The 23,862-nt window shown below is 59.7% G+C and carries 27 protein-coding genes; 4 read left to right on the top strand and 23 right to left on the bottom strand.

The window, feature by feature from the left end:
* Positions 1-461: 461 nt before the first annotated feature.
* From D8U60_RS09805 to D8U60_RS09790, 4 genes are all read right to left on the bottom strand, one after another.
* Complete coding sequence (locus D8U60_RS09805) at positions 462-1,202, bottom strand: alpha/beta hydrolase (RefSeq protein WP_071173197.1); 741 nt, start codon at positions 1,200-1,202, stop codon at positions 462-464.
* Between the two features lie 6 nt (positions 1,203-1,208).
* The gene (locus tag D8U60_RS09800; RefSeq protein ID WP_073472301.1) at positions 1,209-1,703 is read right to left on the bottom strand and encodes a PAAR domain-containing protein; all 495 of its coding nucleotides are present in this window, start codon (positions 1,701-1,703) and stop codon (positions 1,209-1,211) included.
* A gap of 1 nt (position 1,704) precedes the next feature.
* Positions 1,705-2,361: a hypothetical protein gene (locus D8U60_RS09795; protein ID WP_241663529.1), complete on the bottom strand. Its 657-nt coding sequence runs from the start codon at positions 2,359-2,361 to the stop codon at positions 1,705-1,707.
* 159 nt (positions 2,362-2,520) lie between these two features.
* Complete coding sequence (locus D8U60_RS09790) at positions 2,521-3,000, bottom strand: GNAT family N-acetyltransferase (RefSeq protein ID WP_071173199.1); 480 nt, start codon at positions 2,998-3,000, stop codon at positions 2,521-2,523.
* A 228-nt stretch (positions 3,001-3,228) separates the two neighbouring features.
* On the opposite strand from D8U60_RS09790, the gene D8U60_RS09780 reads away from it, so the two are divergent.
* The 4 genes from D8U60_RS09780 to D8U60_RS09765 all read left to right on the top strand — a co-directional run bounded on the left by D8U60_RS09780 (position 3,229) and on the right by D8U60_RS09765 (position 5,079).
* Positions 3,229-3,882, top strand: coding sequence for an HD domain-containing protein (locus tag D8U60_RS09780; RefSeq protein WP_130900007.1), 654 nt, complete (start codon positions 3,229-3,231; stop codon positions 3,880-3,882).
* 108 nt (positions 3,883-3,990) lie between these two features.
* Positions 3,991-4,335, top strand: coding sequence for a hypothetical protein (locus D8U60_RS09775; protein ID WP_041479419.1), 345 nt, complete (start codon positions 3,991-3,993; stop codon positions 4,333-4,335).
* Positions 4,336-4,379: 44 nt separating this feature from the next.
* Positions 4,380-4,637, top strand: a complete 258-nt coding sequence (locus tag D8U60_RS09770; RefSeq protein WP_130900006.1) for a hypothetical protein — start codon at positions 4,380-4,382, stop codon at positions 4,635-4,637.
* Positions 4,638-4,698: 61 nt separating this feature from the next.
* Complete coding sequence (locus tag D8U60_RS09765) at positions 4,699-5,079, top strand: Rho termination factor N-terminal domain-containing protein (RefSeq protein WP_071173202.1); 381 nt, start codon at positions 4,699-4,701, stop codon at positions 5,077-5,079.
* A gap of 145 nt (positions 5,080-5,224) precedes the next feature.
* Here the strand turns inward: D8U60_RS09765 and D8U60_RS09760 are convergent, their stop codons facing one another.
* The 19 genes from D8U60_RS09760 to mltG form a co-directional block, all read right to left on the bottom strand.
* Entirely contained in the window at positions 5,225-6,154 is a 930-nt protein-coding gene (locus D8U60_RS09760) for a PfkB family carbohydrate kinase (protein WP_130900005.1), read from the bottom strand.
* Positions 6,147-7,613 (bottom strand): cytosine permease, encoded by a 1,467-nt coding sequence (locus tag D8U60_RS09755; RefSeq protein ID WP_130900004.1) that lies wholly within the window; start codon positions 7,611-7,613, stop codon positions 6,147-6,149. The genes D8U60_RS09760 and D8U60_RS09755 overlap by 8 nt, the downstream gene beginning before the upstream one ends.
* A 202-nt stretch (positions 7,614-7,815) precedes the next feature.
* Complete coding sequence (locus D8U60_RS09750; protein WP_110646001.1) at positions 7,816-8,814, bottom strand: ADP-ribosylglycohydrolase family protein; 999 nt, start codon at positions 8,812-8,814, stop codon at positions 7,816-7,818.
* Positions 8,811-9,524: a GntR family transcriptional regulator gene (locus D8U60_RS09745; protein ID WP_130900003.1), complete on the bottom strand. Its 714-nt coding sequence runs from the start codon at positions 9,522-9,524 to the stop codon at positions 8,811-8,813. Before D8U60_RS09745 ends, D8U60_RS09750 begins: the two co-directional genes overlap by 4 nt.
* A gap of 272 nt (positions 9,525-9,796) precedes the next feature.
* Positions 9,797-10,765 (bottom strand): L-arabinose ABC transporter permease AraH, encoded by a 969-nt coding sequence (gene araH / locus D8U60_RS09740; RefSeq protein WP_038861078.1) that lies wholly within the window; start codon positions 10,763-10,765, stop codon positions 9,797-9,799.
* 12 nt (positions 10,766-10,777) lie between these two features.
* Complete coding sequence (gene araG, locus D8U60_RS09735; protein WP_041479431.1) at positions 10,778-12,325, bottom strand: L-arabinose ABC transporter ATP-binding protein AraG; 1,548 nt, start codon at positions 12,323-12,325, stop codon at positions 10,778-10,780.
* A gap of 53 nt (positions 12,326-12,378) precedes the next feature.
* The gene (locus D8U60_RS09730) at positions 12,379-13,383 is read right to left on the bottom strand and encodes a substrate-binding domain-containing protein (RefSeq protein ID WP_016770973.1); all 1,005 of its coding nucleotides are present in this window, start codon (positions 13,381-13,383) and stop codon (positions 12,379-12,381) included.
* Between the two features lie 137 nt (positions 13,384-13,520).
* Positions 13,521-14,339, bottom strand: coding sequence for an SDR family oxidoreductase (locus tag D8U60_RS09725; RefSeq protein WP_130900002.1), 819 nt, complete (start codon positions 14,337-14,339; stop codon positions 13,521-13,523).
* A 269-nt stretch (positions 14,340-14,608) separates the two neighbouring features.
* Positions 14,609-15,484: an SMP-30/gluconolactonase/LRE family protein gene (locus tag D8U60_RS09720; protein ID WP_130900001.1), complete on the bottom strand. Its 876-nt coding sequence runs from the start codon at positions 15,482-15,484 to the stop codon at positions 14,609-14,611.
* Positions 15,485-15,530: 46 nt separating this feature from the next.
* The gene (locus D8U60_RS09715) at positions 15,531-16,247 is read right to left on the bottom strand and encodes a FadR/GntR family transcriptional regulator (protein ID WP_039760144.1); all 717 of its coding nucleotides are present in this window, start codon (positions 16,245-16,247) and stop codon (positions 15,531-15,533) included.
* A gap of 193 nt (positions 16,248-16,440) precedes the next feature.
* A complete protein-coding gene (locus D8U60_RS09710; RefSeq protein ID WP_073472283.1) occupies positions 16,441-17,001 on the bottom strand; it encodes a DUF1285 domain-containing protein in 561 nt (186 codons plus the stop codon).
* Positions 17,002-17,015: 14 nt separating this feature from the next.
* Positions 17,016-17,621, bottom strand: coding sequence for a DUF4823 domain-containing protein (locus D8U60_RS09705; protein ID WP_024013915.1), 606 nt, complete (start codon positions 17,619-17,621; stop codon positions 17,016-17,018).
* 127 nt (positions 17,622-17,748) lie between these two features.
* A complete protein-coding gene (locus D8U60_RS09700; RefSeq protein ID WP_076563802.1) occupies positions 17,749-18,717 on the bottom strand; it encodes a radical SAM protein in 969 nt (322 codons plus the stop codon).
* Positions 18,718-18,855: 138 nt separating this feature from the next.
* Positions 18,856-19,494, bottom strand: a complete 639-nt coding sequence (locus D8U60_RS09695) for a TetR/AcrR family transcriptional regulator (protein ID WP_016770981.1) — start codon at positions 19,492-19,494, stop codon at positions 18,856-18,858.
* Between the two features lie 352 nt (positions 19,495-19,846).
* Positions 19,847-20,638 carry a TatD family hydrolase gene (locus tag D8U60_RS09690; RefSeq protein WP_110645998.1) on the bottom strand — a complete coding sequence of 264 codons (792 nt, stop codon included), beginning with the start codon at positions 20,636-20,638 and terminating at the stop codon, positions 19,847-19,849.
* A gap of 15 nt (positions 20,639-20,653) precedes the next feature.
* Positions 20,654-21,010, bottom strand: a complete 357-nt coding sequence (locus tag D8U60_RS09685; protein ID WP_016770983.1) for a PilZ domain-containing protein — start codon at positions 21,008-21,010, stop codon at positions 20,654-20,656.
* A 42-nt stretch (positions 21,011-21,052) separates the two neighbouring features.
* A complete protein-coding gene (locus D8U60_RS09680) occupies positions 21,053-22,036 on the bottom strand; it encodes a DNA polymerase III subunit delta' (protein WP_016770984.1) in 984 nt (327 codons plus the stop codon).
* The gene (gene tmk, locus D8U60_RS09675; protein ID WP_016770985.1) at positions 22,029-22,661 is read right to left on the bottom strand and encodes a dTMP kinase; all 633 of its coding nucleotides are present in this window, start codon (positions 22,659-22,661) and stop codon (positions 22,029-22,031) included. The genes D8U60_RS09680 and tmk overlap by 8 nt, the downstream gene beginning before the upstream one ends.
* Positions 22,662-22,680: 19 nt before the next feature.
* Entirely contained in the window at positions 22,681-23,862 is a 1,182-nt protein-coding gene (gene mltG / locus D8U60_RS09670; protein WP_130900000.1) for an endolytic transglycosylase MltG, read from the bottom strand.

Below are 23,862 nucleotides of genomic sequence, written 5' to 3'. Positions count from 1 at the left end.
ACCCGCATAATCTTGGAAAAATACGTCTTGTATGTAGTGGAGTGGACTCTATAAACACAGGAAAAGGAATCTCTGGCTTTTAAAAAGGGATCCAGTGTTTCCCCTTTCAGGCGCCTTTCTCCCCCCTCATCGTCTACCGACTCGTCAAAAATGACATCTGCTCTATAGATTAACGAGTCCGGCGAAACCCTCTCGATAAACCCGAAGCCGGACTGTTTAATTCGGTGTGCCTGAGAGAAATCAAGGTCATTCGTCAACGAGCAGACCAGCCCACGCCCTATAGACGACTTGAACAGGCCGAGAAGTTCCACGTCGGACTTGAAATAAACTTGATAAATTCCGGTAGTACGAAGCCGCTCTGTCTTTTCGTATTTGAGGTTAGCAATGGGCCGACCATGATTCAAAGAACAAGCCGAGAGTACCGACATACATATTGTCAAGATTAAAACCTTCACAGGTAGTTACCCCTTAATCCATTTGAATATTGACTCCGCTACAATCTGTCGCGCTGACTTTCCACCGGGCAAGGCGTGAGCATACATAGAGTTGGCATCTGCGTGATTGATATCGAGCCGCCCCATGACGTTCGGTCCTTCGGAGATCTCCCATTGCTCACCGAAGTCTGCAACCAGATCTGACAGGTTCCAATCGACCGCAGCTGCCCTGATATTTACCCAATACTGCGCTTTAGGCTTGGGAACCTGACGATATATTTTCGAAATACCATATACGATCTTGCCGTGTCCTACGGGATCCAGGGTCACCAAAATTTTTATTTTGAAACCGCGCTCGGTTAAAATCGCAGACAAATGAGCACCGTTCCAGCCGCCCAAACTGTGGCCAATGATATAAATCGCAGTATTGCAACTTGGAATTTTTCGAATAACGTTACGCTCCAAATCCTCCTCACTCATAAATGAGTTATAACCAAGAGGCAACGTCGTACAAGATTTCTGTATTTCCAGCGCTTCGATGTCCGCGTCGACCATGTCTCGCACATAGTCGACATTGTGATTGGGACCATCAACGTAATACCGTTCCTGATCGCCAGCTCCACCAACAAGAAAAACCATTGCATCGCGGACGCTTACTGTTACTTGCTTGACCGATTGATCTGTCTTGCAAGTAAGTGTATGACTCACCGGATCCCTTTTCGCCATTGGCGGTGGTGGAGCCTCTGCTGTAGCACTTCCATTTGCCATCTCTAATTACTCCACAAATAATTTAATCGTCTCAGCCAGGTGCGAACTGACGGTATGGGTAAATCCCGCCGCATCCGTCACGCCAGACTCTTCACTGCCGTCACCCCGCTGAATGATGTAAGGGTGATAAGAGACCGGCTCTCCGGTGTCCTGATTGACTACTTGCAACCTGTCAGTGAAATGCACCGGCATCGGCAACAGCCCACTAAATGCTGCCCCTCCCCCACTTTGGCCGATGATCACCGTGCCCGAGCCACCGATCACGACATTGCCATGCCCACCAGTGCTATCGAGCATCGCGGCATTCAGGCCGTTAATGAAAACAGTGCCGGAGACCGCTCCGGTGATAGGGCTGCCACACGCTGATTTATCGGTCATGCGTGCAGCAGCGAGGCCGTCGAAGAATACGTTCGGCGAGCCGGAGACAATCGGGTTGGTGCCGTGACCTGGCAGTGGGCAGGCGGTTGGGTCGGTGACGCGAGCTGCGGGTTTACCACTCAATTCAAAGCTCCTTGCTTAAGGGGTGCCGGGGATGGCTGATAGATGTCGAGTCGGTCGCGGCAAAGCGCCAGCGATTGTCGACCGGGTCGAACAGAGCATGACAATGCTCACGGCTTTCAGGTGCTGTCGCGGTTTGTATGGCACGCCAGGCTTCGTTGGCTTGCCAACTCAACTCGGCAGGCGTTGCATCATCAAGTTCGTTGAGCCAGGCGTTGTAGTTGCGCAGGTGATTGCGCTCGAAAGTCGATTGCAGCAAGTCGCCCATTTCCACGCCAAGGTCCAGATGATGCCTGGAGGTCCAGCGCCCCACTTGGGAGTAGACGTGCCAGCCCATCGGGATCAACGCACCGTTTTTCAACAGAGAATGACCGGCGAGAGCGACGAAGCCGCAACAGATGTGCAGCATCAGCCAGCCTTGATGAGCGTCGATAATCGCAGTTGGATCAAAGGTTCTCAGCGCTACCACACGGTATTCGCCGAGGCCGGCGCTGCGCGACATCAACTCGGCGTCGAGCCGCGACACGAAAGCCCGTATAGCCAGGCCGCCAGTGCGCTGGGCCATGCAGAGAATTTCGACAGCCTGTCGATTCGGGTCGTCAGAAGAGCCGGTAGTTTTCACCAGACCATACAGACGCATGGACGCCTGCAGTCCGCTCATAGCTGGTCACTCATTGACGCAGCGAGGGCTCCACAGGCGCGGAGAAATTTTGCCAGATGCATTGCAGGTGTCGTCCGTGAGCGCGCAAAAATGGCGCACAGAATGCCGGACTAGAGCGGTGGCGACAACTGAATCAGTAGTAGATTGCCATCATTGTGCTCAGCCCTCGGCAAATTCGCGCAACACCTTGCCATCCATGCGATACCGCACCCATTCCTCCTGCGGTTGCGCACCGAGCGACTTGTAGAATTCGATGGCCGGGGTGTTCCATTCCAGCACGCTCCATTCGAAGCGGCCGCAGTCGTTGGCGCAGGCGATTTTTGCCAGGTGGCGCAGCAGGGTTTTGCCGGCGCCGCCGCCTCGTTGTTCGGGGGTGATGTAGAGGTCTTCGAGGTACAGGCAATTGCTGCCCAGCCACGTTGAATAACTGAAGAAGAACACCGCGAAGCCGATCGGCGAGCCGTCGCGCAGGCAGATCAGGCCGTGGGCGGTGGCGCCTTCGCCGAACAGGCTGCGTTCGATGTCGGCGACGCTGGCGATGACTTCGTGACGGGCCTTTTCGAAATCTGCCAGTTCGGTGATAAAGGCGAGGATTTGCGGCGCATCGCTGGGGGTCGCCGGGCGGATTTCGATCGTCATGGACAGGCCTTGTCTGCAAATTAAAGCGCCATACTAAGGCGCGCAGCTGCGCTCGTCACATGCCAGACAAAGATTGATGCAGGTTCACCACCAACATTGCAGTGCCCTTGTGGGAGCGAGCTTGCTCGCGAAAGCGGTGGATCGGGCGCCATCGGTTGCGCCTGACCGGACGCCTTCGCGAGCAAGCTCGCTCCCACAATTGATATCGCACATTCTGAAAGGATGCTTATGACCGTTAACTGTTTTGCACCCATGGAAACACTGGCATCAGCGCTGATTAGGCACACACTGGAGCCGTCAGATGACGGCGCCCACGACCTCGCCCACCTGCAGCGGGTGTGGCACACCGCACGCACCCTGCATGCAACCGAAGGCGGCGATTTGGAGGTTTTGCTAGCAGCGGTGCTGTTGCACGACTGCGTATCGGTCGAAAAAAACTCGCCGCTTCGCTCGCAAGCTTCGCGTCTGGCAGCGGACAAAGCTTCGTCCGTGCTGAAGGAATTGGACTGGCCCAACGAGAAAATCAGCAACGTCGCCCACGCCATCGAAGCCCACAGTTTCTCTGCCAACATCACCCCAATCACGCTCGAAGCGAAAATCGTCCAGGACGCCGATCGCCTCGACTCGCTGGGCATGCTCGGTGTTGCCCGAACCTTCTATGTGGCCGGGCGCATGGGCTCGGCGCTGTACGACTCGCAGGATCCCGAAGCGCTTGAGCGTGAGTACGATGACACGCGTTTTTGCCTCGATCATTTCCAGACCAAACTGCTACATCTGGCCGACGGTTTTCAAACGGTGACCGGTCAGCGCCTGGCGCACATTCGTCATCAACGACTGAAGGGTTTCATGGAGCAGTTCAAGGAGGAAATTGGCATCGTCTGAACAGCAGCCACATGACCCCGGCGAAGACCGTTCGTCGATCATCAGGCACCAATCCGTCATCAGGGCTGACCAACCCAGTGTAAGGATTCCAATCACTGGAGAAGCCCTATGATCTCGTCAAGGTTGACCGCTTTAGTCTTCAGCGCCCTGCTCTGCCCTGCGGTGTTCGCCGCCTCGTCTACGGCAGCGGGCACTGGCCCTACCGATCCGACCCCGCCACGCGCGCCCGCCATTAACAGTGCCCCCGGTATGAATACCGATGGCTCCGGCGTGCCGTTGATCAATCAGCCACCCGCCACCGGCACCGATCCGCGCACTCAAGGCAGTGATCCGGGGCGTCAGGGTGGCATGAACACGCCTGATTCTCCTGCTACTCCGCCTGACAATGCCGGCCCCGGTGTCGGCTCGAAAACCACCACCGGTGGCTCCGGTTCCGAAGGTGCCGGTCAGTAGTTCGCCGACGCGAGCGCCCTATTCACTCCCATGAAGAGGTAACCATGAACGTCGACAAAGACCTGGAAAAAGAAGTTCTCACCCGCCTGCTGCACGCCCATCCCAACGGCTTGGGCAAGGAGGTGCTGGACAATTACCGGGGCGAGAAAGTCGTGGCCAGCGCCCTCGCCGCCCTGCAGGATCGCGGGCTGATTCATCATGGTCATGTGACCTTGAGCGAAGCGGGCGAACACTCGCTGAACCTGCCGATCAAGCTGAGTTCTGCCGGCGTCGAAGCGGCGCGCAAACTGGATATGCAGTAGTGCCAAGCCGCTCGCCGTCGAAGCGGCGAGCGGCCGGATCCGCAACTTGAGGAGAAATCCCATGCCTCGTGGAAGCAAAGACAAATACACCAGCGAACAGAAGCGCAAAGCCGAGCACATCGAAGACAGCTACGAGAAAAAAGGCGTGTCGAAAGATGAAGCTGAGGCGCGCGCCTGGGCGACGGTGAACAAACAATCCGGTGGCGGTGAAAAGTCCGGCGGTTCGGGTCGCAAGAAGCCCGCCAGTGCCAAGTCGGAAGATCGCAAAGAGTCATCGCGCCGCGCGGTGGCCAGCCGCAAGGGCCATTCACGCAACAGCGAGACTTCGAAGGATACGCAGACTGTCGATAGCCTGATGAAAGAGGCCCGGGCGAAGAACATTCCGGGGCGCTCGTCGATGCGCAAGCAGGAGTTGATTGAGGCGTTGCGCAAGGCGAGCTAGAACGACGCCCACTGTAGGAACCGCCGAAAGCTGCGATCTTTTGCTTTTCAAGATCAAAAGATCGCAGCCTTCGGCAGCTCCTACAGAAGATTTGTGTACGACGTAGATCCAATGTGGGAGCGAGCTTGCTCGCGAAGGCCTCATTTCAGTCGCCGCAGGACTCGCGGATAAACGCATCCACCTCAGCCGTCCCCGGCGCTGTAGCCGGCCCCCACCGAGTTACCGCCAACGCGGCTGCCGCATTCGCCCGCCGCGCCGCCTCCAGTGCATCCAGCCCCTGCGCCAACCCGGCCACAAACACCCCGGCATGCGCATCACCAGCGCCATTGCTGTCCACCGCTTTCACTGCAAACCCCGGCACCTGCCGGCGCTCACCACGCTGCTGAATCCAGCAACCCTGCGGCCCGTCGCGCACGACCATCAGCACACTTTCCGGCAGCAGTTCCGCGAGGCGATCCATCGCGATACCAATCTCATCGGCTCCGGTAAACCGCAGCGCCTCGACACTGTTGCTGGTCCACACATCGATGCGCGGCAGCAACGTCTGCATCATCGGCGCATCGGGCGACTCCACCAACGGCCCCGGATCGAACACCACATTGACCGACGCCGGCAGCGCCAGCGTCCAGTCGAGTAACGCCTGCGCCTTGCCCTCGTGGAGCAGACTGTAACCGCTGAGATAAACGTAATCGCCGGGCTCGGCAGCCACGCTGTTCAAATCGTCCTCGGTCACCTCGCCTTCAGCGCCGATGTAGGAAATGAAACTGCGTTCAGCAGACGCATCGGTCAGCGCCACACACAGACCGGTGTCGCGCTCGGCCGGTTCGCGGATGCCGATGCCGATACCTTCCGCCTGCATCGCTTGGCGCGCCAGGTCACCGAAACGCCCCGTGCCATGGCGACCGAGGTAAACCACCGGCAGACCGTTACGCACCGCAGCGGCCATCACGTTGAAGCCGCCGCCGGCTTCGAACCCTGCCGACTGCGCCAGCACGTCGCCGCCAATCTGCGGCAGTTTATCCACGGCCATGACCAGGTCGATGATGACCTGGCCGGTGTGCAACATCTTAGGCATGAGCATTCTCGGGTTGCGCGGCGCGGCGATCTTTCGCGCCACCAAGGACCAGGTAAATGCCACCGGCGACGACGAAGGTCACGATCCAGCCGAGGCCGTTGTGGCCCAGCCAGGAGTCAGACAGAAAGCCCTTGAACCAGACGTTCTCCGTCGTGGTGCCGATGGTGGTAAAGCTGAAACCGAGGACGATGGCGATCGCCCAGGCGCCGAATGCGCGCCACTCGATGCCGCCGCGATACCAGTAGGCGCTGCTCGGGCTCACGTCGAGCAGGTCTTTGGGGCTGTAGTAGTGACGGTGAATCAGGTCGACCACGAAGATCCCGACCCAGGCAGTGATCGGCACTGCCAACAGGGAAATGAAGGTGATGAACGGGCCGTAGAAACTGTCGGCGATCAGCATGAAATAAATCGAGCCGGCGAAGATCGCGACGATGTCGACCACCACCGCGTAGACGCGTTTGACCTTCAGGCCCAGGGTCAGCGTGGTCAGGCCGGCGGAATATACCGACAGGTTGTTCGACAGCAGCAGACCGCCGAACGCGGTGATCAAATACGGCACGGCCATCCACGTCGGTAGCATGTCGCGGATCGCCACGATCGGGTCAGTCGCCGACGCCAGATCATTGTTGCCCACCGACAACAAGCCGCCGAGAGTGATCAGCAGCACCAGCGGAATGCCCGCGCCGAACGCCGCCGACGCCACCAGGCGCACAGCCTTGACGCTGCGATGCTGATAGCGCGACATGTCCGCACCGGCGTTGGCCCAACCGATACCAGTGCCGGCGGCCATGGTGCCGATGCCGATGATCATTGCGCTCAGCGGTGCTGGCGCGGCGTTGAACACCGCACTCCAGTCGATCGTCGCGCAGAGAAAACCACCGACGAGAATGTTCAGCGCACCGAACACGTACGTCGCCCACTTCTGGATCACCAGCAAAGTCGCGTGGCCGAGGCCGGACACTGACAAGGTCAGCAGGACGAAGATGGCGATAAAGATCAGCGTCTGTACCGGCGCACTTTTCGCCTCGACCGGCGAGCCGAACAGGATCGAACACAGCGACAGCAGCACGAACGCCGCGGTGGTGGTGTTGACGGTTTCCCAACCCAGACGCGACATCAGCGAAACCAGCGTCGGGCCGATGTTGCCGCGCACGCCGAAAATTGCCCGGGACAGCGTCAGGCTCGGCGCGCGGCCACGACGCCCGGCAATCGAAATGATCCCGACCACGGCAAACGAACCGGCGGCACCAAGAATCGCGACGATGATCGCCTGCCAGATCGCCAGCCCGCGAAACGCCACCAGCGTGGCGCCCAGCGGCAGGCCGAGGATGGAAATATTGGCCGCGAACCAGACCCAGAACAGTTGCAGCGGATGACCGTTGCACTCCGCTTCCGGCACCGGCTCGATGCCCCGGGTTTCCAATTGCCCGACGCTTTGCCCGGCGGTTGATGAACTCATGAAGATGCTCCTGTTTGCCTTTTTTGTGGTTGTGGCAATGATGCAAAACGACAAGACAACCGGCCTTCCGAGGCCTGTCTGTGCGATCCATTGCTGTGTGAATTCTTTAGAAATGCGCCGCCCCTTTCGCGAGCAGGCTCGCTCCCACAAGGAAATGCATTCCAATTGTGGGAGCGAGCCTGCTCGCGAAGAGGCCAGCCAGTCAACGCAAGGCCAACAGCCCCTGCACCAACGGCTCAAGCTCGAGATGATTAACAGCTTTCACCGTCTCGATCATCGGCTGCGGCCAGCACTCAAGCCCCAGGCAAGCCCCGAGCATGGCGCCGAGAATCGCCGCGATGGTATCCGTGTCGCCGCCCAGGCTGGCGGCCATGCACAGCGCTTCGAATGCAGTCATCTCGCCGATGGCCACTTGCTGGGCCAGGGCGAATGAAACCACCACCGACTCCTGCGACGCCACCGAAGTACCGATCACGTCGTAGAGCAGATCCGCCAGCAGCGCCTTGTCGCTGTCGACACTGATGCTGCGCGCCCAACTGATGCGCGAGGCGATGCGCCCGCCAGCCACCCAATGCCCGTGCGCTTCGGCTTGCTGCGCGATCTGCTGGCCGAGGTTCAGCGCCTCGCCGAGATCGACGTCATTGATGCCAGCGGAGACCACCGCCGCCACCGCCGCCGCACTGGAAATCCCCAGCGTGGTGTTATGCGTCACTTGGCAAGCCTGCACGACCGCCGCAATGAAGCGCTGCGGATCGGCCACGTTCGCGGCAATGCCCACCGGGGTGATACGCATCGCCGCGCCGTTGGTGGTGCCGTAGCGCCCGGCTTCCTCCGGGGAATGCCCGGCGAGGATCATTTCAATGGCGCGCTTGGTCGACGGGCCGAGCAAGTCCTGCGAGCCTTTGGCCTGCATCTCGGCTTCCCATTCGATCAAGCGCTGGGCGAGAACCGCCGGCTCGATACGGCCGTGACCTTCGACCAATAACTCGCCGACCAGGATCGCCTGTTCAGTGTCGTCAGTGATGGAGCCTTTGGGCATGTTCGCGGCGATCGGTTGCAGTGGGCCGGCGTCCTGCAGATCAGTGATCTGGCCGAAGCGCGCCTTGATCGTTTCACGATCGAGCGATTGCGTCGGCATGCCCAGCGCGTCACCCAGGGCCAGACCATAGAAAGCGCCAAGCGCACGGTTGAGCGCGGTCATTTCGATTCTCCGAATTGCAGGTGCAGACGAAAGTGCACCGGGTCGAGCAGGCTTTCGACCTGCTCCATGAAACGGTTCTGCCGGTCGTAGGTGGTGCGCAGGGCTTTGAGAAACACCGTGCCGACCGGACGGCCGAGCAGCTCGGCGTCTTCGGCTTTCAGCGGCTCGGCGCCGATCCACTGATCGCCGCGCTCGCCGATGTAGCCGTAGGCGGCCAGGGTGATGGTCAGGGAATTGTCGATCAGGCCAACGCGGGGCAGGCTTTCCAGGCCGCCGTTAGCCGGCATCAAGGATCGTTCGAGAGACACCAGCGTACCGTCGGTGGCGCGCCGGCGACGGTCGAGGGTGATGAATTGATCGGTGCCGAAACGCACCAGCAGATCTGGCCGCGTCACGGCTTCGAGACGCAACACTTCGGTATTGATCAGCGCCCCGCTGTCGGCCAATGCCTGTGCCCAGCCGCTACGCTGGTCGAGCGCGACGCCGTCGAAAGTGACGATGGAGCCGACACCGCTCTGCGTGGCGATGTAATTACGCCGCTTCAGTTCGGCCAGCGCCTCACGCAAGGTGCCACGGCTGACCTGGAATTCTTGAGCCAACTGATGTTCGCCGGGCAACAGAAAGCCGTCCTCCATGAGGCCGCTCTCGATGCGTCGGACGAGCTCGTCGACCACCCTTTGCTTCTTGTCGAATCGTACCTGTCTAATCATGTACAAATTGATAACCGAAACGGTGCGTGGCGGGCAACAAAAATTTGAGCGAGGTGACCGGTGGAGAGAGCAAAATCAAGAGCCCCTCACCCTAGCCCTCTCCCGGAGGGAGAGGGAACTGATTGGGGAGTGCTCAGGAAATGCGCAGAACTGATGTTGCTTTAGCGAATCCACAATCGACCCGATATTTCAGGTCGATGTAGAACGCAAGACACCTCGGTCGGCCCCCTCGCCCTTTGGGAGAGGGCTGGGGTGAGGGGTAGCTTTTGACGTTACCGTTGTTTCAAGCGGTCAATGACCACGGCCAGCAACAGAATCGAACCACGAATCACATACTGATAAAACGTATCGATGTTCTTCAGGTTCATCGCATTCTCGATGATCGCCAGAATCAACACCCCGGCAATCACGTGGCGAATCATGCCGATGCCGCCACTCAGCGAAACCCCGCCCAATACGCAGGCAGAAATCACCGTCAGTTCAAAACCCTGACCAATCATCGGCTGCCCGGAAGTCATCCGCGAGGCCAGAATCACACCCGCCAGCGCACCGATCAAACCATGCACGGCGAAGATGATGATCTTGGTCCGGTCAACGTTGACGCCCGCCAGCAACGCCGCTTCCTGGTTGCCACCGATGGCCATGGTGTTGCGCCCGTAGGTGGTGTAGTTCAGCAGCCAGCCGAAAAACAGGAAGCAGACAATGGTGATCAGGATCGGCACCGGCACACCGAACAGCTGGCCGTTACCGAAGACGAAGAACGATTCCTGCGACACACCGACCGCTTTGCCGTTGGCAAAGATATAGGCCAGACCGCGAACGATCTGCATGGTCGCCAGCGTTGTGATCAGGGCATTGACGCGCAACTTGGCAATCACGATGCCGTTGATCAGACCAACGATCAGGCCCATCACCAGTGCTGCGCTGACCCCGAGAAACACGCTGTTGGTGTCACGCATCACCACCGCCGCGACCACGCCGGCACAGGCGATCACTGAGCCGACCGAGAGGTCGAAGTGCCCGGACGCCAGGCAATAAAGCATGGTGCACGCGGCAATGCCGGTGGTGGAAATCGCCAGGCCCAGGCCACGCATGTTCAGCGGCGAGAGGAAGTTGTCGATCAGCAAGGTGCAGGCGACGAAGATGCCGATCGCCGCCAGCAGCATGACCCAGTCATCGAGGAAGCGCCGCAGGTCCAGCGGTTTGCGCTCGGTCGGCAGAGTTTCGTTTTGCGTAGTCATCATAGTCACCTCTCAGTTCGCCACGCCGTCAGCGCGGTGGCGTGGCAAAGCCAGTTGCAGCAGGTTGGATTCATTGGCCTGGTCGCGGCTGACTTCGCCGCGCAAGGCGCCTTCGCACAGCACCAGGATGCGGTCGGAAATGCCCATCACTTCCATCAGATCGCTGGACACCACGATCACCGAAATACCGTCGGCGGCGAGGTTATGAATGATCTGGTAGATCTCGGCCTTGGCGCCGATGTCGATGCCACGGGTCGGTTCGTCGAGCAGCAGGACTTTCATCGGCATCGACAGCCAGCGGCCGAGAATGGCCTTCTGCTGATTGCCGCCGGAAAGGAACTTGATCTGCTGGCCGGCGTGCGGGGTTTTCACTTTCAGGGCCTTGATCTGCTTGTCGGCGTTGCCCTTTTCCCACAAGCCGCGAATCAGGCAGCCGAGGCCGGAATGCGCACCGCGGGCACTGATGTTGATGTTCTCGGCGACACTGGCCAGGGGGATGATGCCTTCTTTCTTGCGATCTTCCGGGCAGAGCAGAATGCCGGCGGCAATCGCGTCACGGGGCGAGCGCAGTTTCAGCTCATGGCCGCGTAGTTCGAGACGGCCAGCGGTGTTGCGCTCCAGGCCGCTGAGCAGGCGAAACAGCTCGGTGCGCCCTGCCCCGACCAGCCCGAACAAGCCAAGGATTTCGCCCTTGTGCGCTTCGAAACTGATCGGCTCACGCAGGCCCGGGCCGAGCAAACCATCGACCTTCAACGCCACGGCGCCACGCGGGCGATGACGGTAATCGTAGATGTCCTGAATGTCGCGACCGACCATGCAGGTCACCAGTTGATCGTGGGTCAACTGGCTCATGTCATCGAAGGTCCGCACGTAGCGGCCGTCCTTGAACACGGTGACGGCGTCGCAGATACGGAAGACTTCTTCCATGCGATGGGACACGTAGAGCACCACTTTGCCTTCGTCGCGCAGGCGACCGATGATCGCCATCAAGCGATCGATCTCGCGTGCCGAGAGACTACTGGTCGGTTCGTCGAAAGCGATAACGTGGGCGCCGCGCGACAGCGCTTTGGCAATTTCCACCAACTGCCGCTGACCCAGCGACAAGCGCCCGACCTTGGTTTGCGGATCGATTTCGTCGGCCAGGCCTTTCAGGCAATTCAAGGCTTTCTGGCGCAGCTCACTGCGATTGATCAGGCCGAAACTGGCCGGCAGATGCCCGAGAAACAGATTCTCGGCCACGGTCATTTCCGGGACCAGATGCAGTTCCTGGTGAATCACCGCGACGCCGCTGCCGATGCTGTCAGCGGTGGACTTGAAGGCCATCGCCTGCTCGCCGATCTGCAGCTCGCCGCTGCTCGGAATGTAGGCGCCACCGAGGATTTTCAGCAGGGTCGATTTGCCCGCGCCGTTCTCGCCCATCAAGGCATGAACCTGGCCGGGGTGGGCGACGAAGCTGATGCCGTCGAGCGCTTTCACGCCGGGAAAGGTCTTGCCGATCCCGTTGAAGCGCAGGCTGCCGCTGGCGCCATGTTGTTCTTGTGTCTGTACTTGCGCGTGCATAAAGCCACCTCTTCACACCGAAAAACGGCCCGGCTGCCCGGGCCGTCGCTGCCTCAGTTCCACAAGCCGATTTTTTCCAGCTCTTGCTTGAAGTTTTCGCGGGTGATCAGGGTGACGTCATCCATGGCGGTGTACTTCGGCGGCTCTTTGCCGGCGGTGATCCACTCGTACATCATCTCGGCGGTCTTGTAGCCTTCGATGTGCGGGCTTGGCAGCATCGAACCGAAGAAGCCGCTGTTAGGCTTTTTCAATTCGCCGATGGCGTCGGTGCCGTTGATGCCGATGCCGATCACGTTGCTCGCGGCAAAGCCTGCCGCTTCGGTGGCGCGCACGCCGCCGAGCACGGTGTTGTCGTTCATGCCGCCGATGATCAGGTTTTTCGCCGCGCTCGGCAGTTTCACCAGCGCCGAGTTGGTGGCGTCCATGCTGCCCGGTACGTCGAGGGTTTTCAGCGCGGCGAAGAGGATGTGGTCCTCCGGCATGCCGGCCTTCTTCAGGGCATCGACCGAACCGTCGGTGCGCTTCTTGCCGGTGTCGAGTTCGTTGTAGGTGTTGACCACCGCGTAGGTGTCTTTCCAGTCCCAGTTACGCTTCTTCGCTTCGGCAGCCATGGCGGCGCCCTGCTTCTGGCCGACTTCAAACGCGGCCATGCCCAGGTACGGCACGTCTTCCATGAATTTGCCGTTGGCGTCAACGAAACGGTCATCGACAGCAATCACTTTCAGATCGTTGATCTTGGCTTTGGCCATGATGGCCGGGCCGAGGGACACGTCCGGCGGGCAGATCACGAAGCCCTTGGCGCCGTTGGCGGCCAGACTATCGATGGCCGAGAGGGTCTTCTCGCCATCCGGAACCGCGATCTTGATCAATTCAAAGCCTTTGTCCTTGGCGGCTTTTTCGGCAAAAGCCCATTCGGTCTGGAACCACGGTTCTTCGGCCTGCTTGACCAGAAAACCGATCTTCACCGCGTCGGCGGCGAGCAGCGCACTGCTCAGGCTGAACGCAGTGACCGCCAGGGCAGTGCTGCACAGGGTACGAATCCCGAAACGACGTTTCATCAGATGACTCCTTGTTATTTTTTTTGAGCAAGGTTTGAAAAGCGTTGAAGCGTGTTCTCAGTGAAGCTGTTTGAAAATAGTCATATCGTATGATGATTGGATTTCAAGCGTAGTTCAGCGCTGGAAATCCGTTTTATTCAGTCGTGGTACATCACCGAGCGGCCACCATCGATGGTGATGCACGAAGCATTGACAAACGGTGCCTCATCGCTGGCCAGAAACACCGCCGTCATTGCGACTTCGATCGGCTGGCCGATGCGCTTGGGCGGGTGCAGGTCAAAGGCGCGTTGACGCTCGGCATGCGGATCGGCAAAGCCATTCCAGTAATCGACGTTCAGCTGCGTTTCGATGTAGCCCGGCGCGATGGCGTTAACGCGAATGCCCTTGGCCGCGTATTCGATGCCGAGTGCACGGGTCAGGCCGAGCAAGCCGTGCTTGGCCACCGGGTACGGGAAGCAACCGGGAATGATGTGGCTGGAATGGGTCGAGGCGATGTTGATAATGCTGCCCACGCCCTGCTCGATCATCTGCGGCAGCACCGCTTTGCAGCCATACCAGGCGCCGTCCAGGTCAATGGCGAAACAGCGGTGCCAGTCCTCTTCGGTCATCTGCAAAGGATCGCGGAACACATTGACCCCGGCGCAGTTGACCAGCACATCGATGCGGCCATGCAATTCCACGGCGCGTCGGGCCAGGGCATGCAGATCCTGCTGATTCGATACGTCGACCTTGAGCGCCTGCACGTCATAGCCCTGATCGCGCCAGTGAGCGGCGACCTGCTCGACCTTGTCGGCCTGGATATCGCTGATGAGTAATCTGGCTTGCTGCGAGGCGAAGGCGGCGACGATGGCTTCGCCGATGCCCTGAGCGGCCCCGGTCAACAGCACGACCTTGTTTTTCAGGCGCTCGCCTTTCGGCGGCGGCGGCACTGGTGGCAATCTCAGCGCTTCAGCCATGGCTCAGGCCTCCTGCACGCAGGCGCAAAAAAACCGGGCATCCGTGGATGTCCGGTTCTGACGGCTGGGGAAAACAAACAGGCAAGCGTCGCCGCCGGCATTGAGCCGTGGCGAAAGGCGGATCCCGCTTGCGCGGGCGAGAAGAATTCGCTGCATCACTTCACCTGTTTTGTTCTTTTTAAGTGTGAGTGGTGTTACTGCTGGAGCCGACTATAAACCCGACCGCCAAATAATCTCAATATATAATTTTGCATCCCATATTTTGGGATCTAGCCAGCAAAACGCGTACAGAGTTTTCCTGCAACATCAACGCGCATGCTCAGCACCGCACCGTCAAAAGGATGATTCAGCGGGCTCTTGGCACTGGTGATAAACAGGGTTTTCAAGTCTTCGCCACCAAACACGCAACTGGTCGGGCGACTGACCGGCAGATCAATCTTGCGGTCCACCTGCCCGTCCGGCGTCAGGCGCAACAGGCAACTGCCGTCCCAGCGTGCATTCCACACGTAGCCTTCGGCGTCCATCGCCGAGCCATCGGGACCACCGTGTTGATCGGACGAGTAAAACACCTGCGGCGCATCAAGACTGCCGTCGGTGCGGATGAAATATCGATTGAGCGTGCTGTCGAGGCTTTCACCAAACAACAGCGTGGTGCCGTCGTCACTCCACAACAAGGTATTGGGAATGCCCAGACCGAGCAGCAGCGGTGTCACGCGTTGATCAGGATCGATACGGAACAGGCCACCGGAACGGCGCACCAGCGGCAGATCCTCGCCGTGCTCGCCGATGTTGTTTTGCATGGTGCCCAACCACAACCGGCCCAAGGCATCGCAACGGGCTTCGTTGGGGCGGTTGCCCGGTTGCGGGTCGGCAACGCAGAACAGCGTCAAGCGTGGCTCAAGGCCGGGCGAATCGAGATCGAGCCGGTAGACACCACTGCTCAATGTCACCAGCGCATCGCCGCTGGCGCAGGGAATGAAGGCGGAGATGTGCTCGGGCATCTGCCAGATCTGCACGTTCTGGCCGATCAGGCGCAACGCTTGTTTACCGGCGATATCGACCCAGTAAAGCGCTTGGGTCGGCGCATCCCAGAACGGGCCCTCGCCGAGTTGCGCGCGATGTTGGGTCAGGGCGGTGCAGGTCATCTGGAATCCTTCATGTTCTTGTTGTTTTCATACAGGGGGCTGGGTTTCAGCTGGCTTTGCGGTCCGCCATGACTTTCGGGTAAAAGCGTTTTATCGCCAGGTCGGCGTTGTCGATCAAGGTCATGCACGCCCACACGCCACGGGTCGAATCGCGCGCGGCGATGGCATCGGCCATGTCTTTATGGATCGGCAAGGTGCGGCGCAATTCATCGGGGTCGGCGGCGGAGACTTCGAACGACACCGCCAGTAACGCACCGAGGGCCGGGACCATTTGTTCGATGAACTGATTATGGCTGGCGGCAAGAATGCATTCGTGGAAGGCCTGGTCGGCACGGTTGTAATCGATGCCACTGTCGACCGCACGTTCCAGTGCGTTGAAGGCCAATTGCACCGCTTCGATCTGCTCCGGCGTTGCGCGCTCACAGGCCCAGCGCACCGCCATCGGCTCGATGGTGCGGCGCAAATCCAGCAGGTCATCGACGAAGTTTTCCGGCAAGCCGTTGCGCGATAGCCAACCGACCACTTGCGGATCGAACAGATTCCAGCGCCGGACCGGCAACACCCGCGTGCCGACTTTCGGCCCGACTTCGAGCATGCCTTTGGCGACGAGGGTTTTGATGGCTTCGCGAATCACCGTGCGGCTGACACCAAGCTGTTCGCCCAGATCCGCCTCGACCTTGATGGTCTGCCCCGGCTTGACCTGACCGGCTGCAATCCAGCTACCCAGCCAGTCAACGGTCGACGCATGAAAGCTGCTGGACATGTACACCTCAAGGCGAATCGCGATGGGTGCCTACGCTAATCATCATACGAATAACAGTCAATCGGATTTTTTTCAGCTTGCACAAACCATTGTGAGAGCGAGCCTGCTCGCGAAAGCGTCGTGTCAGTCAACATTGCTGGCGACTGATACAGCGCGTTCGCGAGCAGGCTCGCTCCCACATTTTGATGTTGTGTCAGGGTTCCAGGCCGATGCGAAAGAATTCGCCGCCGCTCCACACGCCCAACCAGCGCTGACCATCGATCTCGCGGCTCACCGCCAGTTCCACCAACTGGTAAAACACATTGCGGTGAATCAGCGCTTCAAGGTTGCTGCGCACATGCACATAAGGCGCAGGCTCCTGGGTCTCAGGATCAATCTCGACACGGAGCGGATGCTCTGCCCCCGCCTCGGTGGTTTCCTCGACATTGGTGGTAAAGCGCAAAACCTGCGCCTCGCCCTCCCCCTCCACGTCAACGGCAACCGCCACGAACGGCGCGTCATCGACCTTGATCCCGACCTTCTCCACCGGGGTGATCAGGAAATAATCATCGCCGTCGCGGCGGATGATGGTGGAGAACAGTTTGACCATCGGCTTGCGCCCGATCGGCGTGCCCAGGTAGTACCAGGTGCCGTCGCGGGCGATGCGCATGTCGATGTCGCCGCAGAAATCCGGGTTCCACAAATGCACCGGTGGCAGGCCTTTGGTCTTGGGGATCTGCCCCAGCAGGTCATTGGCTGTTTGCGGGTCACTCATGGCGTACTCCTTGATTACTGGTCGCCGATCCCCAGCAGGCTGCGTGCGTATTGCGCCAGCGGCGGACCGATGAGGTCTTCGGGTTTGGAGTCATGGAACGTCAGTAAACCGCCACGACTCTTGATCCGTGCAGTATCAATCAAATACTGGGTGCTGGTCTCGATCAACATGATCTGAATCACGCCGCCATCGATACCGAGGCGATCCACGGCTTCCTGGTCCAGCCACTCGTCAGAGTTGCCGATGCGGTCGTCAGCCTTGGCGAAACGTGTGTACAGCAGATAATGCGCGCCGGCATCACGGGCTTCGCCCATGGCTTGATCGAGGCCTTCCGGCGCACGGGCGCGGCGGACCATCGGGAAATATTCGACAAAGCCCTTGAAGGCTTCTTCGGCGACCACGTTCGGCCGTGGATAGGAACCACCCGGCGGTGCGAACGCGCCCTGGGCGATGAAGATGAACGAGTCCGGCTGAATGCGGATATTGTTCACCCGGCGGCTGTCGCTGTGGTCCAGAAGCCCCGCATCGCTCATGTGATAACGAGTGCCTTCGGCCATATCGCTGACATTCATGCAGCCACCAAGCGCCAAAACGGCCAGCAGCAAAACCAGGCTACGCATCCTATTCCTCCAGAAGCCGGTGTCGGAAAACCGGCGAATGGCCGTTGGATGCAGCTTTTGCGCCAGCTCGGCATTTTCCTTGAAAGGCGTTCCCTGTGGGAGCGAGCCTGCTCGCGAAGGCGGTTAATCAGCCGCCTATGATCTTCATGACGGTCGCACCACCGGAGAACGCCACCTCCTGCTTGTCACCCAACGCCTTGACCAGCAAACGTTGCAGCGCCGGCAACGCCTGGTGGCGCGGCTTGTCGAGCAGATCGCCGACATAGTGGCGGTTGCTCGACGACAGGCAGCCATGCAGCCAACCGGTCGACGACAGGCGCAAGCGTGAACACGTACGGCAGAACGGCACGCTTTCGTTGGCGATCACCCCGAAATTGCCGCGACCGGGAATCGCATAGCGCACAGCCGTGGCGTCCACCGGTGCGTCGGTCTGGGCGTATTCATAACGTTCGCCGATCAGGCCGAGCAACTGCTCAAGGCTGACGAACTGCTGCAGGAAGGCATTGGAATCCTTGGCCAGGTGGCCCATGCGCATCAGCTCAATGAAGCGCAGTTCGAAGCCGCGTTCCAGACAGTAATCAAGCAGCGGCATGACCTGATCGAGGTTCTGCCCGCGCAACGGCACCATGTTGACCTTGATCTTCATCCCGGCTGCGGCAGCCTGATCCATGCCATCGAGCACGCTGGCCAGATCACCGCCACGAGCGATGCTGCGAAAAGCAGCGGCATCGAGAGTATCGAGGGAAACGTTGATCCGGCGCAGTCCGGCATCGACCAGCAGCGGCAGTTTTTTCGCGAGGAGTTGACCGTTGGTGGTCAGACTGATGTCGTCGAGGCCCATCTGGCCGACGGCAGTCATGAACGATTCGAGTTTGGGGCTGACCAGTGGCTCGCCGCCGGTGATGCGCAGGCGCTCGATGCCGGCCGCTTCGATGAGGTATTCGACGCCGCGTGCCATGGCTTCGGCCGACAGTTCATCCTGCGCAGCGACCAACCGCTTGCCGTTGGGCACGCAGTAGGTACAGGCGTAATTGCAGGCAGAGGTCAGGCTGATGCGCAGATTGCGAAAACGCCTGCCTTGACGGTCAACGATCATGAAACACTCCGGCGAAAGAAAATCGAGCGAGCAAAACTTGACTGAGAAATCAGGTTTTAGCAAGCCCTATGCCTGAGTATATTCCTGTGCTATTGCGCCATGTTGTGAAAACACGGCGCAATCAGCCCGCTGAATGACTTATGTGCTCGGCGTTTCCGGGTCGCGCTTGCGCTTGTTGCCCATGCGCACGCCGATGTCCATCAGGAACTGGAAGAAGCCTTCCTGATCTTCCAGCACGTTGCTCCAGAATGGCGAGTGATACAGCGCCACCGCGCCGTGCACCAGCGCCCAGGATGCGCAGTAGTGGAAGTACGGTGGCACATCTTCGAGCTTGCCTTCGCTGATGCGACCTTTGATCAGCAGGGTCAGGCGTTCGAAGTTCGAGGCACGGATCTTGTGCAGCTCCTCGACCATCTCCGGCACCTGATTGCCCTTGACCACTTTCTCTTCGAGGCGGTCGAACAGGCGATAGCGCTGCGGGTCGCGCATGCGGAATTCGAAGTAGGCGCGCGACAGCGCTTCCTTGTCCTTGTCGACATCGGCCGAATGCAGCAGCTCGTTCAGATCGCGCTCGTAGTCGAGCATCAGGCGCAAGTAGATCTCCGCCTTGGATTTGAAGTGCTTGTAGATCGTGCCTTTGCCGATACCCACGGCATCAGCAATCATCTCGACGGTGACACTGTCTTCACCCTGGTCGAGGAACAGCTTGAGCGCGGTATCGAGAATTTCCTGCTCGCGGCGACGAAATTCACGGACCTTACGAGGTTCTTTATGCATAAGAAAAAGGTCTGAAGGGTCAAAATTCGAAGCCGCGTATTATGCCTAACTTGCGCAAAAAAGCACGGTTCATCGACCAAATCTGTGTTTCTTGTTCATTTCGAGAACGATTCGGGTGCAATGAGAACTCAACTGAAGCAAACGTATTCCAAATTTGTTTAAAAACCCCGACCGGCTCACTGGACTGCACGCCAGACTGATCAATACTTGAACTGTCGGGCGACATCTCCCCCAAGTGTCGCGCCGGTAAAGGTACCAACGGACCGCGTGCCTTTGTTTTACTCCTAATGGTCTTAACCCGGATTCACCCCCCAGAACCCGGGTTTTTTTTTGCCTGCGATTTGGCCAGCCGTCATACGGCAGATTTAACACTCGCCAGCGGGAACAGACGCTTGAAGTTTTCTGTGGTCTGCTCGGCAAAGCGCTCGTAGTTTTCACCACGCAACATCGCCAGAAACTCCGCCACTTCGCGCACGTACTGCGGCAGGTTCGGCTTGCCGCGATACGGGATCGGCGCGAGGTACGGCGAGTCGGTTTCCACCAGCAGGCGATCGGCCGGCACTTTGCTCGCCACATCACGCAAGGCGTCGGCATTGCGGAACGTGACGATGCCCGAGAGGGAAATGTAATAGCCCATGTCCAGCGCCGCTTTGGCCATGTCCCAGTCTTCGGTGAAGCAATGCAACACACCCGCCTGGGGCAGCGCCGCTTCGCGCAGCAGTTCCAGGGTGTCGGCACGGGCGCCACGGGTGTGGATGATCACCGGTTTGCCGGTCTGTTGTGCCGCTTGCAGATGCAGGCGAAACGACTCCTGCTGCAACTCGGCGGCTTCCGGCTCGTAGTGATAGTCGAGACCGGTTTCGCCGATCGCCACCACTTTCGGGTGATCAAGTTCGTGCAGCAGCCAGTCCAGCGCTGGTGCCGCGCCCGGCTGCACATCAAGAGGATGCACGCCGACCGAACAATCAACATCGGCATACCGCTCGGCGAGGGCTTTGACGTCGGCGGCGTTGTCGGCACTGACGCCGATGCACAGAAAGTGTCCGACCCCACGCTCGCGGGCCGCAGCGAGTGCGGCATCCAGCGAGCCGTCATGGGCGGCGAGGTCGAGACGATCAAGGTGGCAATGGGAATCTACGAGCATAAAAAGGACTGCAACTTACATCGTATGAGTGGGACGGTCGGATTTCAGCGCTCCGGCCAGATGAGTTTCGATGCGACTGCGCGCAGTGTCGTCGCCGTCATTGAACTGCACGCCGACACCGGCGGCGCGATTGCCTTGTGCACCTTTGGGGGTGATCCAGGCGACTTTGCCGGCGACGGGGATTTTTTCCGCTTCGTCCATCAGGTGCAACAGCATGAACACCTCGTCGCCCAACCGGTAGCTTTTGTTGGTCGGGATGAACAGACCACCATTCTTGATGAACGGCATGTAGGCGGCGTAAAGCACCGACTTGTCCTTGATGGTCAGGGACAAGATGCCGTTACGCGGCCCCGGGCTGACAGGTTCAATCATGTTCACCTCCACTGCTGATCTTCAGAGTCTAGGTACACATTCTTATCTTTGACCAGGCAATCCCACCCATTGCACCAACAATGCTTCCAGCAAAAGCGCCGGATTGAGGTTGGCCTTGCTCAACACTTTCTGCCTTTGGGCGAGAATCCAGTCCTGAATATCCAGCACTTTGCCCTGCGCGCTCTTTTGGGCCAGGTACTGCACGACCTTGCGCATATCGGCCAGGCCGAGGCCGGCTTCGTCCTGAGTCAGTTGATAGCGCAGGATCAGGCTCGACCAGTCGCAGAACCAGTCGAACAGACGCAACATCGGAATGCTTTTCCATTCTTCCGCCAGTTGCGTCGGCGATTGCTGGCCCTTGAGCAACTTCTTCACGCCTTCGACCACTTGCGCGCGCTGTTCACGCACACCTTGCGATTGCAGGCTGACCGCCATCAGCGGCGACCCGGCGGCCAGCGTCAGCAGTTCGACGCGCTCGTCTTCCGCGCAATCCGGCAGCGCCTGGGCCAGCCATTGCAGGCTCATCGCCTCGCCCGGCAGCGGGCAGGCCTGCTGCACGCAACGGCTCTTGATGGTTGGCAACAAACGGCTCGGCTGGTGACTGACCAACAGCAGAACAGTATCGCCGGACGGCTCTTCAAGGCTTTTGAGCAAGGCGTTGGCAGCGTTGATGTTCATCGACTCGACCGGCTCGATCAACACCACCTTGCGCCCGCCGAGCTGCGCGGTCTGCACGACGAAACTGACCAGATCACGAACCTGATCGACCTTGATCGCCTTGTCCGCCTCTTCCGGCTCCAGGATGTAATTGTCCGGATGACTGCCGGCCTTGAGCAGCAAGCAGGATTTGCACTCGCCGCACGCCTCAGGCGTAGGACGCTGACACAGCAGGCTGGCCATCAGGCGTTCGGCCAGAGCACGTTTGCCGATACCGGCGGGACCGTGCAGCAGGTACGCGTGGGCATGCTGACTGCGTCCGGCCAGTTGCTGCCAGAGGCTGTCCTGCCATGGATAGGCCTCAGCCACGGGCCAGCTCCAGCAGATTCGGCAGTAAGGTGTCCAGTGATTGCTGGACCTTGGCCAATGGCTGACCAGCATCGATGCGCACATAGCGCGAAGGATCGGCTTCGGCGCGCTTCAGGAACGCATTGCGCACGTTTTCGAAAAACGCCCGGCCTTCGAGTTCGAAACGATCCAGTCGGCCACGGGCACTGGCGCGGGCCAGACCGATCTCTACGGGCAGATCGAAAATAAGTGTCAGATCGGGCCGCAAGTCGCCCTGCACGAATGTTTCCAGCGTGGCGATGCGTTCCAGCGACAAACCACGACCGCCGCCCTGATAGGCGTATGTTGAATCGGTGAAACGATCACACAGCACCACAGCGCCACGGGCCAGCGCCGGGCGAATCACCTCTGCCAGATGCTGGGCGCGCGCGGCGAACACCAGCAACAGCTCGGCGTCCGGGTGCATCACTTCGTCGGCCGGGGTCAGCAGGACATCACGAATCCGTTCGGCCAGCGGTGTACCGCCGGGCTCACGAGTGAGCAGCACTTCGATACCGGCGGCGCGCAGGCGCTCGGCGAGGTATTCGCGATTGGTGCTCTTGCCCGCGCCTTCCGGGCCTTCCAGGGTAATAAACAAGCCAGTCACAGGCAGTCCTTCATCAAAGTCATTGCGCGTTCTGTGGTGTAGCGGCGTCCGGTTCTTGGGCTGGCGCCGGATCTTGCGGCGGCGCTTTCGATGGCACTTCGGGCAGCGCCTCGGGCGCGGTGTTCGGCGAGGCCGCCGGAATGGCCTCATCGGTGGCCGGCGCGGTTACTGGTGCCGGGCTGGAACGGTAATCGGCACGGCGCTTGAGCTGGTATTCGCGCACCGCGTTGTTGTGCGCATCCAGATCATCGGAGAACACGTGGCTGCCATCGCCACGGGCGACGAAATACAGGCTGCTGCCTTCCACCGGATTGAGCGCAGCATGAATCGCTTCGCGCCCGACCATCGCAATCGGCGTCGGCGGCAAGCCTGGAATCACGTAGGTGTTGTAAGGCGTCGGCTCTTTCAAATGTGCGCGGGTCAGTTTGCCGGTGTAGCGATCACCGAGGCCATAAATCACTGTCGGATCGGTCTGCAACTGCATGCCCAGCGCCATGCGCCGTACAAAGACGCCGGCAATCTGCCCGCGCTCCTGCGGAACGCCGGTCTCTTTCTCGACCAGCGAGGCCATGATCAGCGCTTGATAAGGTTCGCTGTAAGGCACATCGGCAGAACGCTGCGCCCACTCTTTGGCGAGCACTTCGTCGAGACGGTCAAAGGCTTTCTTCAACAGCTCGGCATCGGACATGCCGCGCACGAAGCGATAGGTATCCGGGAAAAACCGGCCTTCTGGGAACAAGCCCTTGTGGCCGATCTTCGCCATGACGTCGCTGTCGCTCAGGCCGGTGAGGGTCTGCTCGAGCTTGTCGTCCTTGGCCAGGGCGGCGCGCACTTGATGGAAAGTCCAGCCTTCGACCAGGGTCAGGCTGTACTGAACCACGTCGCCGCGCTTCCACGAATCGATCAGACCGTTGACGGTCATGCCCGGCTGCATGCGGTACTCGCCGCTGTGAATCGGCGTGCCGGCAAGATTGAAGCGCCAGTAGACGCGCAGCCAGAACGCGTCCTTGATGACGCCATCGGTTTCGAGTTCAAGGAAGGTACGGGTCGGTGTAGAGCCTTTCGGCACATCCAGCAGTTGTTCCTGCGGGATGTTCAGGGGCTGTTCCAGTGCCGAATGAATTTTCCAGGCGCTGGCGCCCAACAGCAGCCCTGCCAGAACCAGTCCGGTTTCCAGCAGCAGCAAAAGTTTACGTCTCAC

The sequence above is a fragment of the Pseudomonas sp. Sample_11 genome, assembly GCF_004307505.1.
GTDB lineage: Bacteria > Pseudomonadota > Gammaproteobacteria > Pseudomonadales > Pseudomonadaceae > Aquipseudomonas > Aquipseudomonas atacamensis.
This window is presented reverse-complemented; position numbering and strand designations above follow the sequence as displayed.

Bases quoted from the DNA above. Each gene is read 5' to 3' on its own strand.
- D8U60_RS09805 (WP_071173197.1), bottom strand. From the start codon at position 1,202: ATGGCAAATGGAAGTGCTACAGCAGAGGCTCCACCACCGCCAATGGCG.
- D8U60_RS09795 (WP_241663529.1), bottom strand. From the start codon at position 2,361: ATGAGCGGACTGCAGGCGTCCATGCGTCTGTATGGTCTGGTGAAAACT.
- D8U60_RS09790 (WP_071173199.1), bottom strand. From the start codon at position 3,000: ATGACGATCGAAATCCGCCCGGCGACCCCCAGCGATGCGCCGCAAATC.
- D8U60_RS09780 (WP_130900007.1), top strand. From the start codon at position 3,229: ATGACCGTTAACTGTTTTGCACCCATGGAAACACTGGCATCAGCGCTG.
- D8U60_RS09775 (WP_041479419.1), top strand. From the start codon at position 3,991: ATGATCTCGTCAAGGTTGACCGCTTTAGTCTTCAGCGCCCTGCTCTGC.
- D8U60_RS09770 (WP_130900006.1), top strand. From the start codon at position 4,380: ATGAACGTCGACAAAGACCTGGAAAAAGAAGTTCTCACCCGCCTGCTG.
- D8U60_RS09765 (WP_071173202.1), top strand. From the start codon at position 4,699: ATGCCTCGTGGAAGCAAAGACAAATACACCAGCGAACAGAAGCGCAAA.
- D8U60_RS09760 (WP_130900005.1), bottom strand. From the start codon at position 6,154: ATGCCTAAGATGTTGCACACCGGCCAGGTCATCATCGACCTGGTCATG.
- D8U60_RS09755 (WP_130900004.1), bottom strand. From the start codon at position 7,613: ATGAGTTCATCAACCGCCGGGCAAAGCGTCGGGCAATTGGAAACCCGG.
- D8U60_RS09750 (WP_110646001.1), bottom strand. From the start codon at position 8,814: ATGACCGCGCTCAACCGTGCGCTTGGCGCTTTCTATGGTCTGGCCCTG.
- D8U60_RS09745 (WP_130900003.1), bottom strand. From the start codon at position 9,524: ATGATTAGACAGGTACGATTCGACAAGAAGCAAAGGGTGGTCGACGAG.
- araH (WP_038861078.1), bottom strand. From the start codon at position 10,765: ATGACTACGCAAAACGAAACTCTGCCGACCGAGCGCAAACCGCTGGAC.
- araG (WP_041479431.1), bottom strand. From the start codon at position 12,325: ATGCACGCGCAAGTACAGACACAAGAACAACATGGCGCCAGCGGCAGC.
- D8U60_RS09730 (WP_016770973.1), bottom strand. From the start codon at position 13,383: ATGAAACGTCGTTTCGGGATTCGTACCCTGTGCAGCACTGCCCTGGCG.
- D8U60_RS09725 (WP_130900002.1), bottom strand. From the start codon at position 14,339: ATGGCTGAAGCGCTGAGATTGCCACCAGTGCCGCCGCCGCCGAAAGGC.
- D8U60_RS09720 (WP_130900001.1), bottom strand. From the start codon at position 15,484: ATGACCTGCACCGCCCTGACCCAACATCGCGCGCAACTCGGCGAGGGC.
- D8U60_RS09715 (WP_039760144.1), bottom strand. From the start codon at position 16,247: ATGTCCAGCAGCTTTCATGCGTCGACCGTTGACTGGCTGGGTAGCTGG.
- D8U60_RS09710 (WP_073472283.1), bottom strand. From the start codon at position 17,001: ATGAGTGACCCGCAAACAGCCAATGACCTGCTGGGGCAGATCCCCAAG.
- D8U60_RS09705 (WP_024013915.1), bottom strand. From the start codon at position 17,621: ATGCGTAGCCTGGTTTTGCTGCTGGCCGTTTTGGCGCTTGGTGGCTGC.
- D8U60_RS09700 (WP_076563802.1), bottom strand. From the start codon at position 18,717: ATGATCGTTGACCGTCAAGGCAGGCGTTTTCGCAATCTGCGCATCAGC.
- D8U60_RS09695 (WP_016770981.1), bottom strand. From the start codon at position 19,494: ATGCATAAAGAACCTCGTAAGGTCCGTGAATTTCGTCGCCGCGAGCAG.
- D8U60_RS09690 (WP_110645998.1), bottom strand. From the start codon at position 20,638: ATGCTCGTAGATTCCCATTGCCACCTTGATCGTCTCGACCTCGCCGCC.
- D8U60_RS09685 (WP_016770983.1), bottom strand. From the start codon at position 21,010: ATGATTGAACCTGTCAGCCCGGGGCCGCGTAACGGCATCTTGTCCCTG.